13 protein-coding genes are annotated in these 15601 nt (G+C 69.1%); 5 read left to right on the top strand and 8 right to left on the bottom strand.

Going from position 1 to position 15601, the window contains the following annotated elements; translation table 11 throughout:
- The 5 genes from ON38_RS36595 to ON38_RS02620 form a co-directional block, all read left to right on the top strand.
- On the top strand, positions 1-171 hold a 171-nt coding region (locus ON38_RS36595), incomplete at its 5' end, for a sterol carrier family protein (RefSeq protein ID WP_245563876.1).
- 71 nt (positions 172-242) lie between these two features.
- On the top strand, positions 243-1358 hold the full coding sequence (gene ygfZ / locus ON38_RS02635) for a CAF17-like 4Fe-4S cluster assembly/insertion protein YgfZ (protein WP_083872149.1): 1116 nt from the start codon (positions 243-245) through the stop codon (positions 1356-1358).
- A 34-nt stretch (positions 1359-1392) separates the two neighbouring features.
- Positions 1393-2085, top strand: a complete 693-nt coding sequence (locus ON38_RS02630; protein WP_039821952.1) for an MOSC domain-containing protein — start codon at positions 1393-1395, stop codon at positions 2083-2085.
- Positions 2082-3047: an asparaginase gene (locus ON38_RS02625; protein ID WP_039821951.1), complete on the top strand. Its 966-nt coding sequence runs from the start codon at positions 2082-2084 to the stop codon at positions 3045-3047. The genes ON38_RS02630 and ON38_RS02625 overlap by 4 nt, the downstream gene beginning before the upstream one ends.
- A gap of 162 nt (positions 3048-3209) precedes the next feature.
- Entirely contained in the window at positions 3210-3419 is a 210-nt protein-coding gene (locus ON38_RS02620) for a DUF3073 domain-containing protein (protein ID WP_039821949.1), read from the top strand.
- A gap of 373 nt (positions 3420-3792) precedes the next feature.
- Here ON38_RS02620 and purM read toward each other — a convergent pair whose 3' ends face one another.
- From purM to ON38_RS02580, 8 genes are all read right to left on the bottom strand, one after another.
- Positions 3793-4872 carry a phosphoribosylformylglycinamidine cyclo-ligase gene (purM, locus tag ON38_RS02615; RefSeq protein WP_039821948.1) on the bottom strand — a complete coding sequence of 360 codons (1080 nt, stop codon included), beginning with the start codon at positions 4870-4872 and terminating at the stop codon, positions 3793-3795.
- Positions 4873-5366: 494 nt separating this feature from the next.
- Positions 5367-6956, bottom strand: a complete 1590-nt coding sequence (gene purF / locus ON38_RS02610; protein WP_039821947.1) for an amidophosphoribosyltransferase — start codon at positions 6954-6956, stop codon at positions 5367-5369.
- Positions 6957-7290: 334 nt separating this feature from the next.
- Positions 7291-7785, bottom strand: a complete 495-nt coding sequence (locus ON38_RS02605) for a WapI family immunity protein (protein WP_157181641.1) — start codon at positions 7783-7785, stop codon at positions 7291-7293.
- Positions 7786-7818: 33 nt separating this feature from the next.
- The gene (locus ON38_RS02600) at positions 7819-8445 is read right to left on the bottom strand and encodes a CPBP family intramembrane glutamic endopeptidase (protein ID WP_039821944.1); all 627 of its coding nucleotides are present in this window, start codon (positions 8443-8445) and stop codon (positions 7819-7821) included.
- Positions 8442-10181: an alpha/beta hydrolase gene (locus ON38_RS02595; RefSeq protein ID WP_039821943.1), complete on the bottom strand. Its 1740-nt coding sequence runs from the start codon at positions 10179-10181 to the stop codon at positions 8442-8444. Before ON38_RS02595 ends, ON38_RS02600 begins: the two co-directional genes overlap by 4 nt.
- Positions 10182-10256: 75 nt before the next feature.
- A complete protein-coding gene (gene purL, locus ON38_RS02590) occupies positions 10257-12551 on the bottom strand; it encodes a phosphoribosylformylglycinamidine synthase subunit PurL (protein ID WP_039821941.1) in 2295 nt (764 codons plus the stop codon).
- Between the two features lie 237 nt (positions 12552-12788).
- Positions 12789-14063: a M18 family aminopeptidase gene (locus ON38_RS02585; RefSeq protein ID WP_039821939.1), complete on the bottom strand. Its 1275-nt coding sequence runs from the start codon at positions 14061-14063 to the stop codon at positions 12789-12791.
- A 326-nt stretch (positions 14064-14389) separates the two neighbouring features.
- Positions 14390-15577: an epoxide hydrolase family protein gene (locus ON38_RS02580; protein WP_039821938.1), complete on the bottom strand. Its 1188-nt coding sequence runs from the start codon at positions 15575-15577 to the stop codon at positions 14390-14392.
- Positions 15578-15601 lie beyond the last annotated feature (24 nt).

Raw genomic sequence — 15601 nt, 5'->3', positions numbered from 1 at the left:
GGCACGCCGCCCAACGTGGTGGAGACCGACGCGCGGACGTGGCTGCTGCTGGCGACCGGCCTCCAGGATCTCGCGGCGGCCGTCGCCGCCGGCGCGGTGGACGCCTCCGGCAGCCGGGCCGCGGAGATCGGCCGCTGGCTGCCGTTGGTCCCGGTCCGCCCCGAAGACTGACCACACCGCGAAACGCCTGGTCAACCCCCCGCTGATGCGCGACAGGGTGATCTGCTCCTAAAGTGGAAGCCGTGTCCGTGCTCGCCGCACCCAGCCCTGTCCTAGCAGTACCGGGAGCCGTCGCGGCCCCACCCGGCTCCCCGGACGAGTCCGTCCCCTGGCATTACGGCGACCCGCTCGGTGAACAACGCGCCGCGATCGAACGTGTGGCCATCGTGGACCGTTCCCACCGTTTCGTGCTCACCATCACCGGCGCCGAACGGCTGAGCTGGCTGCACACCATCACCAGTCAGCACATCGCCGACCTGGGCGAGGGCCGCTCCGCGGAGAACCTGGATCTCGACCTCAACGGCCGGGTTCTGCACCATTTCGTGCTCACCGAACTGGACTCCACGGTGTGGATCGACACCGAGGGTGACCGGGGTCCCGGCCTGCTGGATTTCCTCACCAAAATGGTGTTCTGGGCCGATGCCCGGCCGCGGGAGGCAGCCGATCATGCAGTCGTGAGCCTGCTCGGCCCGGGTGTCGCGAAGCTGACCGGCGTACTCGGCCTCGACCGGCTCCCCGAGACCTACGAGGCGATCGCGATCCCGGGTGGCGGTTTCCTGCGCCGGATGCCCTGGCCGACCGCGGATTCCTACGATCTCGTCCTGCCCCGCGAACAGCTCATGTCGCGGTGGACCGAACTCACCGCCGCCGGTGCCGAACCGGCCGGTTCCTGGGCCTACGAGGCCCTGCGGGTGGCTGCCGTGCGGCCCCGGATCGGCCTCGACACCGACGACCGCACCATCCCGCACGAGGTGAACTGGATCGGCGGCCCCGCCGAATACGGGGCGGTCCACTTGGACAAAGGTTGCTACCGCGGCCAGGAAACCGTGGCCCGGGTCCACAATCTCGGCAAACCGCCGCGGCGGCTGGTACTGCTGCACCTGGACGGCTCCGCCGACGAGCGGCCCGCCCCCGGCGAAGCGGTCGACGCCGGTAACCGCGCGGTGGGCGTCCTCGGCACCACGATCGACCACTACGAACTGGGTCCTGTCGCGCTCGCCCTGATCAAGCGATCCGTCCCCATCGACACCCGGCTGACCGTAGGTGGCATGGCCGCGGCGATCGATCCCGATTCGGTGATCGCCGACGACACCCCGCAGGCCGGGCGTCGCGCCGTCGAACGGCTCCGTGGCCGCTGACCGGCACCGGACGACGAGCCGAGAGGAGACAGCTGTGCACGTCGGTGCCATCGGCCGGGTGCTGGCCGCATGTGTCGTACACGCCGATCTGGAGGTACCGGGCCGGGTGGGCCGCAGCGCGATCGACAAGCGCCCGGTTTCCGGCCGGGTGCGGGCCGGGCGGCTCGGACTCGACGGTGACCATGTGTGCAACACCCGCGATCACGGCGGCGTCCACCAGGCGGTGTACGGCTACGCCGAGGAGGACGCCCGGAGCTGGTCGGCCGAACTCGGCCGTGCCCTCGCACCCGGCTGGTTCGGGGAGAACCTGCGGATCTCCGGGCTCCCGCTCAGCGACGCCGTACTCGGCGCGCGCTGCCGTATCGGCGACGCACTACTGGAGGTCAGCGCACCGCGGGTACCGTGTGCCACCTTCGGGCACTGGTCCGGTGAACGGCACTGGGTGCGCCGCTTCGCCCTGCGGGCGAACACCGGATGCTATTTCCGGGTCCTCACCGAAGGCGAGGTGGGCGCCGGCGACCCGGTCGAAATCGTGCACGTACCCGAACACGGCATCACCGTCCGCGATGTCTTCACCGGCGCCGACCCCGCGCGACTCGAACGGTTGCTCACCGCCGAACCCACCATCTCCGACGAGATCCGCGCGCAGATCGCCCGGCATGCGCGGCGGCACGCCGCCGCGGCCGCGACGACCGATCCGGCCCCGGAACAGGAGGCGATCGGATGAGCGTGGACTTGGTCGAGGTGGTGCGCTCGGGGTTCCGGGAGTGCGTGCACCGGGGCTCGGTGGTGATCATCGGCCCCGACGGGGACCCGACCTTCGCGGCCGGCGCCGTGCACGTACCGATCTACCCGCGCTCCACCAACAAACCGCTGCAGGCGCTCACCCTGCTCAAACACGGTTTCGCGCCGCTCGACGACGCGGAACTGGCCATCGCGACCGCGTCGCACACCGGCGAACCCGAGCACATCGAATTGGTCGAGCGATTGCTGAGCCGTTTCGGATTCGGCGAGGATGATCTGGCCTGCCCCCCGGATCTGCCCGGCGACGAGCGGACCCGGGCCGGGGTGCTGTACCGCGGCGAGAAACCCGCCAAGCGCTATATGAACTGTTCGGGCAAACACGCGGCCATGCTGGCGACCTGCGCGGTGAACGGCTGGCCGGTCACCGGCTATACCGAGGTCGGCCACCCGCTGCAGCAGGCGGTACTCGCCCAGATCATCGAGACGACCGGTGAGCCGGAAACCGATCTCGGCATCGACGGCTGCGGCCTGCCCATCGTCCCCGTCTCGCTGACGAATCTGGCCCGCGCCTTCGCGACGCTGGCCACCGCTCCCGACGGCACCCCCGAACGCCGGATCGCCACGGCGCTGCGCGCGCACCCGCGGGTGATCTCGGGCACCAACGGCCCCGATCTGCTGACGATGAACGCCGTCCCCGAACTGATCTGCAAGATCGGCGCCGACGGCGTGCACGCCGGAGCGTTGCCCGACGGCAGCGCCTTCGCCTACAAGATCGACGACGGTGCCGACCGCGCCAGAATCCCGCTGACCATGGCAGTCCTGCAGCGTATGGGCGTCACGTGGTCGGATGAACTGGCCGCGCTGGCGGCCCCACCGGTACTGGGCGGCGGAACCCGGGTCGGTGTGATCCGCGCCATACCCGGCTCGGTCCCGCCTGGCGACTGAGCGGCGAAACATCGGCAAACCGGTCGGTGGATCCACCGGATAGCCGACTCGTGGAAGCGCGACGGCCGGACACGCGCTAAAGTGTCTGTCAGGAAGATATTAATTCGAACGGGGCCGCCACCAATCCCCAGGCCGCCCCGCTGTGACGCGAGGGGGTCAGCCATGGGCCGTGGCCGGGCTAAGGCAAAGCAGACCAAGGTTGCGCGCGAGCTGAAGTACAGCTCGCCGTCGACCGACTTCGCGAGCCTTCAGCGCGAGCTTTCCGGTAGCGACAACGCCCCACGCGGTGGCGTCCTGTCGGATGAGCACGACGCGGACAATTCCTTGTCCAAGTGGGACGAGGACGACGACTACGACAGCTGGCGCCGCTGATCAGGGTGCATACGCTCGGGGGAGGCCGTAGGCCTCCCTTTCGGTCGTTTACGCCGGTTCGCGCCGTTTCCCGCCGGTTTGCCCGGCGGTGGACGACGTGAACCGGCGATACGACCCGAGCAGCACCCGGATCATCGCGTCGGTTCCGACCGAGAATCGGTGGGTGGCCTGGCCCCCACCGGGCGGAAGTCGAGTCCGAGAAGTCCGGTCACCGCGCTGAGGGGCTCGCGCTCCGAGGACACGACTCCGGAATTCGCGATAGCTTCGCGTCGAACCGCAGGCCGTCGAAACGCATGCTCGCTGTATCCGGACACCGGGATATCAACGCGACGCGGAAATTCCGGCCACCGGACCCCGGCGGCCGGACCGCAGATCAGAAACGCGGATGATCTCCGAGCAGAACCGCCCGCGGCGCATCCGCGTCCTTCGCTTTTTTCACGCTACCCAGCGTCCAGCATTCGATATGGCGCGCGGTGAGCACCGCCAGCGCACGATCGACATCCTCGGGCGCGACCACGGCGACCATTCCGACGCCCATATTGAACGTCTTCTCCATCTCCACGCGCTCCACCCGGCCACGCTGCGCGATCATCTTGAACACCGGCGCCGGATTCCAGGTCCCGCGATCGAGTTCGGCCACCAGCCCCGCCGGCAGCACCCGGGCCAGATTCGCGGCCAGACCACCACCGGTGATATGCGCGAACGTCCGCACATCGGTCTCGGCGATCAACGCCAGGCAATCCTTGGCGTAGATCCGGGTCGGCTCCAGCAACTCCTCGCCGAGCGTGCGGCCGAACTCCTCCACATGGCCGGTCAGCGCCATCCGGTCGATCTCCAGCAGCACCTTGCGCGCCAGACTGTAACCATTGGAATGCAGACCCGACGAACCCATCGCGATCACCACATCGCCCGGGCGCACCCGATCGGGCCCCAGCAGATCATCGGCCTCGACCACACCGACCCCGGTCGCCGACAGATCGTAATCCTGGGCGCCCATCATCCCGGGATGCTCGGCCGTCTCACCGCCGAGCAGCGCGCAACCGGCCCGCACACACCCCTCGGCGATACCGGCCACCAGCTCGGCCACCCGCTCCGGCACCACCTTGCCGACCGCGATGTAATCCTGCAGGAACAGCGGCTCGGCCCCACACACCACCAGGTCGTCGACGACCATGGCCACCAGGTCCAGACCCACCGTGTCGTGCTTGTCCAATGCCTGCGCCACCGCGATCTTCGTACCGACCCCATCGGTCGACGAAGCCAGTAGCGGCTCCCGGTAGCTCTTCTTCAGCGCGAACAATCCGGCGAAGCCACCGATCCCGCCCTGCACCTCGGGCCGGCTCGCCTTGCGCGCCAACGGGGCGAACAACTCGACAGCCCTGTCACCGGCCTCGATATCCACTCCAGCTGCGGCATAGGACGCACCGGCACCGGTGGGGTTCTGCTCAGTCATTGTCGGGGAAAGCTCCAAACCGAATTCGCGGATAATTGCCTGCTCAGAGTTTATGGCGTCGCCCCGGAGCGCGGGGGGCCGGGATGGGTTTTCCGGCGCGCCTTCGGCGCGCGGGGTCGAGACCCCCTCGGTCCCGCCGCTCAGGCCTGGAGACTCGCGCCCGCGGCGCATGCGCTTCGAGGCCGAAACGGCGGGACGGGCCTCGACCCTTTCAGGGCCTCCTAAGACTCAGCACCGAGAAGGTGCAAAGTTCATGAAGGCGTTCGGATGCCAGGTCGCCCGGGCGGTCGAGTCGGCATCCGACCCGGCCATCAAATGCCGACGCAACCACATGTGTCGAGTCTTACGAGACACCTCAAAGGGTTGAGGCCCGTCTCGCCGTTTCGGCCTCGAAAGCGCCCGCGCCGAAGGCGCAAGTCTCGAGGCCGAAACGGCGAGACACAAGGGGGCCTCAACCCCGCGCCGCCGCAGGCGGCGCCAAAAAACACAGACCCCTACGGCCGGCTGAGGGCACTCGCGTTGACGTTCTCCGTGAGAACGCGGCTCTGGGACCGGCCCCCGAACTCCAGCAGGTTTTTGCCGATCGCGGCCTCGGTGGGCAGCGGGATCGGGTAGTTCCCGTCGAAGCAGGCGCAGCACAGGCGGGTGCGGGGCTGTTCGGTGGCGGCGACCATGCCGTCGATAGAGATATAGCCGAGGGTGTCGGCACCGATGGAGCGGCGGACGCCCTCGACCATATCGTGCATCGCCTCCGGGTCGGCGGGCATTCCGTCGGGGTCGGTGCCGGCATTGTTGGCGACCAGTTCGGCGCGGGACGCGAAGTCGATCCCGTAGAAGCAGGGCCATTTCACCGGCGGGGAGGCGATCCGGACGTGGATCTCCAGGGCGCCGGCTTCACGCAGCATCCGGATGAGAGCGCGCTGGGTGTTGCCGCGGACGATCGAATCGTCGACGACGATGAGGCGTTTGCCGCGGATCACTTCGCGCAGCGGGTTGAGTTTCAACCGGATGCCGAGCTGACGGATGGTCTGGCTGGGCTGGATGAAGGTGCGGCCGACGTAGGCGTTCTTCATGAGGCCTTGGCCGTAGGGCACCCCGGAGCCCTGCGCGTAACCGACGGCGGCGGGGGTGCCGGATTCGGGGACCGGGATCACCAGGTCGGCGTCGATCGGGTGCTCGGCGGCGAGGCGGCGGCCGATCTCGACGCGGGTGGCGTGCACCGAGCGCCCCGAGATGGTGCTGTCGGGGCGGGCCAGGTACACGTACTCGAAAACGCAGCCCTTGGGTTCGGGATTGGCGAATCGGGAGGAGCGCACGCCGTCGGCGTCGATGGCGAGCAATTCACCGGGTTCGATCTCGCGGACGAAGGAGGCGCCGACGATGTCGAGAGCGGCGGTTTCGCTGGCGACCACCCAGCCACGTTCCAGGCGGCCCAGCACCAGCGGGCGGACACCGTGCGGATCGCGGGCGGCGTAGAGGGTGTGCTCGTCCATGAAGGTCAGGCAGAAGGCGCCACGCACCGTGGGCAGCAACTCCATGGCGGCCTGCTCGATACTCGAGTCCGCGGAGGCGTGCGCCAGCAGCGCGGTCATCACATCGGAGTCCGAGGTCGCCGAGACGGCGCCGGGGCGGCCGGGGCCGGCGACCAGGCCCAGTTCCCGCGCCCGATCGGCCAATTCGGCGGTGTTGACCAGATTGCCGTTGTGGCCGAGCGCGAGCCCGGAGCCGACGGCGGTGGTGCGGAAGATCGGCTGGGCGTTCTCCCAGGTGGTGGCTCCGGTGGTGGAGTAGCGACAGTGGCCGACGGCGACGTGACCCGGCATGGCGGCCAGGGTCTGCTCGTCGAACACCTGGCTGACCAGGCCGAGATCCTTGAAGACCAGTACCTGTGAACCGTCGGAGACCGCGATGCCCGCGGCTTCCTGGCCGCGGTGTTGCAGGGCATAGAGGCCGTAGTAGGTGAGTTTGGCCACGTCCTCACCCGGGGCCCAGACTCCGAAGACTCCGCATTCCTCGCGGGGCGGATTCTCGGTCTCGTCGGTTGCGGTGGGATTGCTGACTGCCGGTTGGTCGGCGTTGGTCACCGTGCGCTCCCTGGTCGGGCGGGTGTGGGGGCACTCGACATTCTACGGGTGTGTCGCGCTTGCGCGTCACCGGATCAGCACTCCGGCAGCAAGCAGACCTGAAAGGTCCCTTACTCGGGCCCGTCCCGCGTCATCGGGTGGTCCAGCAAACCTTCATGCCCAGTTAACCCCCCTTTCACCTGCTGAAACGAGGGTGGGCCGGTTCTTCCGAACCCTTCGCGAAGCTTCGGAACGAAGCCGCCTCATCGCCCGGCCATAAGCCCCGCGCGCCACCCGGCGCAACGTGGGCGATATCACCCGGGGACCTGCCGCGTACGCGACCCGTGCGCACCGTTCAGCGGGCGCGACCCAGCAGGCTGCCACCCGGCGGAAGGTAACTGTCCACTTCGGCGCCCAGGTCCTTGGCGGCCGTGGCGATATCGTCGGCCGAGAGCCGGGCCGTGACGATGTACGGCGAACCCGCGGCGGCCCGCCGGTCCCAGGGCGGGGAGAACTCCAGATCCAGCCCGATCCGCAGTTCGATCCCGCTCCCGGCCCGGATGGCCGTGAAACTCAGATTCGGCTCGGTGAATGCCAGCCGGGCGGGCCCGTCGGCCGGCGAACCACCCGGTTGCGCCTCGGCCGCGATCCGGCGTAGCCAGTCCGCCAGTTCGACCGTGTCGTCCAGACTCAATGCCTGCCAGCGGAAGGACCAGTTCCCGTCCGGGCAATTCGCGGTACCGGCGATCACCAGCCAGCTGTACCGGATCCGCGGATCGATGTGGTCCGGAAATTGGTATCCGGCAACAGAGAGTTCCACACCGTATCCGTCACTGTCGATCAACCTCACCGGCGCAGTGTGTCACCCTCGGGACAGTCGCGCCTAGTTCATCGTCCGATTTCCGCGGAGTAGGCGCGGTACCAGCGCACCGCCGGCGTTCACGGCCCAGTGCAGCAGAGCCGGTGCGGCGGCGCTGCCGGTGCGCCGGTACAGAGCGCCGAAGAGCAGACCGGCCGCGCCGGTGAAGGCGACAGTGGCGGGCACACTGTCACCGGCGGCGCGGGCGGGGTGAATATGCCACAGACCGAATGCCGTCGCGCCGAGCAGCCGGCCGGGCCGTTCGCCGAATTCCCTGTCCAGCAATGGTTCCAGCGTGGCGCGGAAGATCAGCTCTTCGCTGTAGACGGTGCCCAGCGGGATCTGCACGGCCACCCATTCCACCGTGCTCGTCTCCGGCGCCCGGTCCGGCGGTGCCGAGAGTGCGCGGCGCAGTGGAGGTACGGCCACCGCGGCGGCGAAGCCGGCCGCGACGATACCGGCACAACCGAAGCCGTAGCGCAGTCCGCGCGCGGAAGTCCACCGTGGCCGGCCACCGAAGACCAGGGCGTACCCGGTCGCGGCGAGGGCGTTTGCCGCGGTCCGCCCCCGGTGGTCGAGACCCAGGCGCGGCAGCACCATGTTGTTCCACAACAGCGGGAGACCCACCGCCCCCACCACCCGGACTCTCATTTCACCTCGCGCTCGTATGCCTCGTACGCCTCGATCTCGAGCCGGATCCGTTCCGCGAGTGCGGGATCCCAGTTCGGCGGTTGAGCGACCGCGGCCCAGCCGTCCAGGACCAGACTGCCGTAACGGTGGCCGTGCCCGTCGCGGACCCCCTGGGCGTTCGTGAGATCCGCGCTGATCTGCCAGAAGGTGACCAGCGGCGCCCAGCGCACCCGGGGCGAGACATCGGCGCCGCGCGGTTCCGACAGCCAATCCGGCCGGGTCAGCGCGAGATCCGTGGACCACCAGACGATCGGGTCGGAGGCGTGCTGCAGGTAGGCGATCCGCGGCGCCCGCCATTCCGGGCCGGGCCGGGCAAGGTCCTCACGGTCTCCGGCGAACCGGATCACCAGACCGTCGGCGTAGACGGGTTCGGTTTCGGTGGAGCCGGGATCACGTCGGTTCACGAACTGCTGCCACAGCCGGTTGGAGTTCGGCGGGCCGACCCAGAGCGCGCCGTCCACCTTCTCCCGCAGATCGGCGAGACCGTCGAAAGCGGCCTCCGAACCCTGCGATCCGAGGCTTTCGCCGTAGACGAGCAGTTTCGGCCGCTCCGCGGGTGGGCGGGTGAGGGTTTTGCGGTAGACCGCGTCGAACAGTTCCCGGCCCGCGGTGGCGGCCTTGCCGCGGTCGGCCAGGAATGACAGCGCGCTGGGCAGATACGAGTACTGGGTGGCCACGATGGCCGAATCGCCGCCGTACATGTATTCGATGGAGTTGGCGGCCATGGAGTTGACCCAGCCGGTGCCGGTGGTGGTGACCACGACCAGCGCCTCCCGGTCGAACGCGCCGGTGCGCTCCAGTTCGGCGACCGCCAGATCGGCTTGACTCAGCCCGGTGTCCTCGACCGATTCCAGTCCGACATAGGCGCGGATGGGTTCCTTCGCGGGCCGGCCCGTGACCCAGGAGATGCGCTGGGCGCTCGGCCCGTGCGAGACGAACCAGCGGCCCTCGAACCCGAGAGTTTCCCAGGGCGCGAAAGATTCCGGGCTGCCCGAGCGTTCGGCGAGGCGGGGCTGGACGGCGTATGCGGAGGTGTGGTCGTTGCGCACACTGAACGCCGAGTTCGCGGCCGCGAAGAAGGCACGGGTGGCGACGCCGTTGAACAGGGTCACCACGAGCAGCACCAGGACCAGGAAACCCGCCGAGGGGGCCAGCTCTCGCGGGATCTTGACCCACCGGTTGAGCTGGCGGGCCAGAAACAGGATGAGTTCGCGCGCAGTGCGATAGCAGGCGACCACCAGCACCCCGACCGTGAGACTCAGACCGCCGGTGCGCAGATAGGCGGGTGTGGTGGTGCCCTCCATCCCCATCATCGCGGTGATCTCACGCTGCCAGTGTGCCGACTGCACCAGCATGTAGCCGGCGCTCAGCGCGGCTGTGATCAGCACCGCGGATTTCAGCGCGTACCGGGTCCAGGTGGGCGGCTCCGGTATCCGGGTGAGCCGGGGCCGCACCCACAACCGGAAGAACCATTCCAGCAGACAGCCCACGCCGTACCCGATGGCCGCGTTGATCCCGCTGATCAGTCCCTGGAACATCCAGTCGCGCGGCAGCAACGACGGCGATACCGACAGCGCGAAGAACACCGTCGCGACCACCAGACCCACATAGTTCAGGTCGATGATGTGCTCGGTCCGCCGGACCACGGCGACACACCGCCGCCGCAACCTGGTCACGGAGTCAGCGGTTTCCAGCACCCGTCCAGTATGGCGGGCGGGACCGGCGCCGGAGGGTGGCCCGGGTCACCTCCGGCGTGCCAGTCGTGGGCCGGGTCAGGCGTGGCCGCCGAAGAGGGCGGGTAGCGTGCCCTCGTGCGCGGCGCGCAGCTCGGCCATGCCGATCGAGAACTGGCCCTGCACCTCGACCGAATCCGAACCCTGATCGACCACACCGATGCGCACCCAGGGCAGTTCCCGGGCCGTACACATCCGGGTGAAGCGGGTCTCCTCCGAGCGCGGCACCGCGACCAGCACCCGGCCGGCCGATTCGGAGAACAGCATGACGAAGGGGTCGGCGTCCTCGGGCAGCAGGATCCGGCAGCCGGTCTCCCCGGCCAGGGCCGCCTCGACCACGGCCTGCGCCAGGCCGCCCTCGGACAGGTCGTGGGCGGCACTGATCATGCCGTCGCGCGAGCCCGCGGTGAGGACATCGGCGAGCAGCTTCTCGCGGTCGAAATCGACCTGCGGCGGCAGCCCGCCCAGATGCCCGTGCGCCACCTGCGACCAGACCGAACCGCCGAATTCGTCGCGGGTATCGCCCAGCAGGATGAGCGTCTCCCCCGGTTCCAGGCCGAGGCCGGTGGGGATGCGGCGGTGGACGTCGTCGATCACGCCCAGGACGCCGACCACCGGAGTCGGCAGGATGGCGTTCTCGCCGGTCTGGTTGTAGAAGCTGACATTGCCGCCGGTGACCGGAATACCCAGTTCCACACAGCCGTCGGCGAGACCGCGCACGGCCTGCTGGAACTGCCACATCACCCCGGGATCCTCCGGGGACCCGAAGTTCAGGCAGTTGGTGACCGCCTTCGGCGTGGCGCCGGTGACGGCCACATTCCGGTAGGCCTCGGCCAGGGCCAGCCGCGCACCGGTGTACGGGTCGAGCTTGGTGTAGTGACCCGACGCGTCGGTGGCCAGCGCGATACCGCGACCGCTCACCTCGTCGACCCGGATCACCCCGGCGTCGGCCTGTTCGGCGAGCACCGTGTTTCCGCGCACGTAGCGGTCGTACTGTTCGGTGATCCAGCGGCGGCTGCACAGCTGCGGGCTGGCCACCATCTTCAGCAGGGTGTCGCGCAGTTCCTCGGCGGTCTTGGGCCGGGGCAGGCTGTCCGGGGTGTCGGCGTTGAGTGCGTCCTGCTCGGCGGGACGCCGGACCGGCCGCTCGTACACCGGGCCCTCGTGCGCGACGGTGCGCGGCGGCACATCCACCACGGTCTCGCCGTGCCAGGTGACCTCCAGCCGCTCGCCGTCGGTGACCTCACCGATCACCGTGGCCAGCACATCCCATTTCGCACAGACGGCGAGGAAGGCGTCCACGTTCTCCGGGGTCACCACCGCGCACATACGCTCCTGCGATTCGCTGGAGAGCACCTCGGCGGGGGTCATATCGGCGGCGCGCAGCGGGACCCGGTCGAGTTCGATGCGCATCCCGCCGTCACCGGCGGCGGCCAATTCGGAGGTGGCACAGGACAGTCCGGCGCCGCCGAGATCCTGGATACCGACGACCAGTCCGGCGTGGTAGAGCTCCAGACAGCATTCGATCAGGACCTTCTCGGTGAACGGGTCGCCCACCTGGACGCTCGGCAGCTTCTTGCGACCGCTGCCGGAATCGTCGCCGGAGAAGGTGTCCGAGGCCAGTACCGAAACACCGCCGATACCGTCGAGGCCGGTACGCGCGCCGAAGAGAATGATCTTGTTCCCGGCGCCCGAGGCGAAGGCGAGGTGCAGGTCCTCCACCCGCATGACCCCCGCGCACAGCGCGTTGACCAACGGGTTTCCCTGGTAGGAGGCATCGAAGACGGTTTCGCCGCCGATATTGGGCAGCCCCAGCGAATTGCCGTAACCGCCGATCCCGCGGACCACCCCGTCCAGCACCCGGCGGGTGTCGGCGGCGTCGGCGGCACCGAAACGCAACTGGTCCATCACCGCGATGGGGCGCGCGCCCATGGCCATGATGTCGCGGACGATCCCGCCCACACCGGTGGCCGCGCCCTGATACGGCTCGACATAGGACGGATGATTGTGGCTCTCCACCTTGAAGGTGACCGCCCAACCGTCACCGATATCGACCACGCCCGCGTTCTCGCCGATACCGGCGAGCATGGCCGAACGCATCTCCTCGGTGGTCGTCTCACCGAAGTAGCGCAGATGCACCTTGGAGGATTTGTAAGAACAATGCTCGCTCCACATCACCGAGTACATGGCGAGCTCGGCATCGGTGGGCCGGCGCCCCAGAATCTCCCTGATCCGGGCGTATTCGTCGTCCTTGAGGCCGAGCTCGGCGTACGGCTGCGGCGTATCCGGAGTGGCGGCGGCGGTGGCGACCGTATCGACAACCTGCTCAGTCACGGGGGTACCAGGATCCTTTCGTGGGTTGGCGCGCCGGCGCGCGCGGGCTCCGGCCTTCCGGGCGCCCGCCGCGGCTCGCGGCAGGTGGCATCGGCGCCACGGTTCGGTCGGAACGCCGGGCCTCGGCGGCGGGGTCCCGGCAGAGTTGATCCAGCAGAATCCTACGTCCACCTGCGCCGGACCGATTACCGACCCCGTCGCCGCAAAACCCCTGGCCGTCCCCCGGCCCGAACCGGCCTACGGAGCAAGGAAGGCGGCCAGGGCCGCCGCGTAGGCGGTCACATCGGCGGCGCCCATCATCTCCCGCGCCGAATGCATGGCCAGCTGGGGCGCACCCACGTCCACGGTCGGCATACCGGTGCGCGCGGCGGTCATCGGGCCGATGGTGGAACCGCAGGGCAGATCGGCGCGGTGCACATAACGCTGCATCGGGACTCCGGCCCGGTCACACGCCAGCGCGAACGCTCCCGCGCCGACGGCGTCGGTGGCGTAGCGCAGGTTCTGGTTGACCTTCAGCACCGGTCCGCCGTTGATCTCGATACCGTGCGAAGGCTCGTGCCGTTCCGGGTAGTTCGGGTGCGTGGCGTGCGCCATATCGCCGGACGCGCACACCGACCCCGCGACCGCCGCCAGGAATTCGGCACGGCCACCGCCGCGGGCCAGCACGATCCGCTCCAGCACCGTGGGCAGCAGCTCGGACTGCGCGCCCCGGTCGGATTGGCTGCCGACCTCCTCGTGGTCGAATACGGCGAGCACTGGGACGGCGTCGCCCGGATTCTCGACGGCGGCCCGGAAGGCGGCCAGCCCCGCGTAGCAGGTGCCCTGGTTGTCCAGGCGGGGTGCGCTGATCAGGTCGCGGCCGGCACCGATCACCCGGCCGGGCGCCAGATCGTGGGTCATCAACTCCCAGCCCAGCACCGCCCGCGGATCGACCCCGGCCGCCTCGGCCACGTAATCCAGGAACGCCGCACGTTCACTGCCCACACCCCAGATCGCATTGACATGCCGCTGCGGATCCAGCGTCACCCCGCGCCGGTCCTCGGACAGATGGATCGCCAGCTGCGGAACCCGCAGAATCGGTTCGTCGATCCGTACCAGCCGCTCGGCCAGCCCCGACCCCTCCCGCACACTCAGCCGCCCGGAGATCCCCAGCTCACGATCCAGCCAGGAGTTCAGCCAGGCACCCCCGTACGGCTCCAGCCGCACCAGTTGCCAGCCGGCGACCGTCAGATCGGGATGCTGTTTGACCCGCAGATTCGGGCTGTCGGTATGCGCCCCGACCACCCGGAACGGCCCTGCCTGCTCCGGGTCGGCCCACGCCACCAGCGAGCCACCGCGCACGATGTAGTACCGGCCACCGGTGCCCGGCCACGCCCGGGTCTCGTCCAGCCGGACGAACCCGTCGGTTTCCAGTGTCTCGGCGATGGTCCGGCAGACATGGAACGGTGAAGGTGACGCGTCGATGAACTCACACAACCCGGCGGCCGAAGCCGCGACAGCAGAACTCGGCATGCTGTGACCCTATTGGCGCGCCTCCGGCGCGCGGGGTCGAGGCCCCCAAAGGTCCCGCCGTTCAGGCCTCGAGACTCGCGGCTACGCCGCATGCACTTCGAGGCCTGAACGGCGGGACGGGCCTCGACCCTTTCAGGGCCTCGCTGAACTCGGCACCGAGAGACGGCTGCTGTTGGTAAAGGCGATCAGACGCCAGGCCGGCCAAGCGGTCGACTCGGCATCCGACCCGGACATCGAAGCCGTCCCGCCGCCGCGAATGTCGCGGGCGGCATCGATGCCGGAACAGCTGCGGCCCAATCCGTTCGGAGTGCGCCACAGCGAGTGGATCAACCCGCTCGGTGGCCGGCGAAGAAGGCGCGGATATCCGGTACGAGCAATTCCGGCACCTCCATGGCCGGGAAGTGACCACCGCGGCCGAACTCTGACCAGTGCTCGACATGACCGCCCGGATCCACCAGATCGCGGATCGCATCGTCCCCGGCGAATACCGCATAACCGGTGGGGGCCGCCGGCGGCGGGGTTTCCCCGGAGCCCTGCCACGCGGCCATCTCCCGGTATGCCTGCATCCCTTCGTACAGGGAGTGCGCAGCGGAGGCGCCGGATCGGGTGAACCAGAAGATGCTGACGTCGACGAGCAGCTGATCCCGGTCGACTGCGTCCTCGGGCAGTTCGGCGGCCGGATCCGTCCATTCCCGGAACTTCTCCACGATCCAGGCGAGCTGCCCGACCGGTGAGTCGGTCAACGAGTAGGACAACGTCTGCGGCCGGGTGGCTTGCACGTGGAGATACCCGAGGCCGTCGGCCTGGAACCGGTTGAAGCGCTCGGCCCGCTTCCGGTCCGCCTCGGACAGGCCATCGGTGTCGATCGGCGGGCCGAAGGGCATCGCCGGGGCGGTACCCGTGGCGTGCACGCCCAGCACCCGTCCCGGAGCCACCATGGGCAGCAGCTGCGAAACGCCTGCCCCCGCATCGGTGCCGTGCACGGCGAACCGTTCGTAGCCGAGCCTGGTCATCAGCTCCGCCCAGGCGGTCGCGACGCGAAAGAGGTTGCCCCATCCGGGGCCCGCCACGGGCGTGGAGAAGCCGTAACCGGGAAGCGACGGAATGACCAGGTGGAAGGCATCCAGGGGGTCTGCGCCGTGGGATTTCGGGTCGGTCAGCGGGCCGATCAGGTTCTGGAACTCGAACGGCGAGCTTGGCCAGCCGTGCGTGAGGATGAGCGGCCGGGCTCCGGGCTCGGCGGATCGGATGTGGAGGAAGTGGATGTCCTGACCATCGATGGTGGTGACGAACTGCGGAATCTCGTTCAGTTCCGCCTCCCGGGCCCGCCAGTCGAACCCGTTGGACCAGTATTCGGCCAAACCCCGCAGATAGTCGACGGGGACGCCGCGGCTCCAGTCCGTCACGGCCGGCTGCTGCGGCCAGCGGGCGCGGTGCAGGCGTTCGACCAGATCATCGATATCGGCTCGTGGGATCGCGATGCGGAAGGGGCGGATCTCCGTGGTGTTCGTCATGCCGCCACCGTAAAAGCAAACGCG

Origin of the sequence: Nocardia testacea NBRC 100365 (assembly GCF_000308775.1) — a bacterium.
GTDB lineage: Bacteria > Actinomycetota > Actinomycetes > Mycobacteriales > Mycobacteriaceae > Nocardia > Nocardia testacea.
This window is presented reverse-complemented; position numbering and strand designations above follow the sequence as displayed.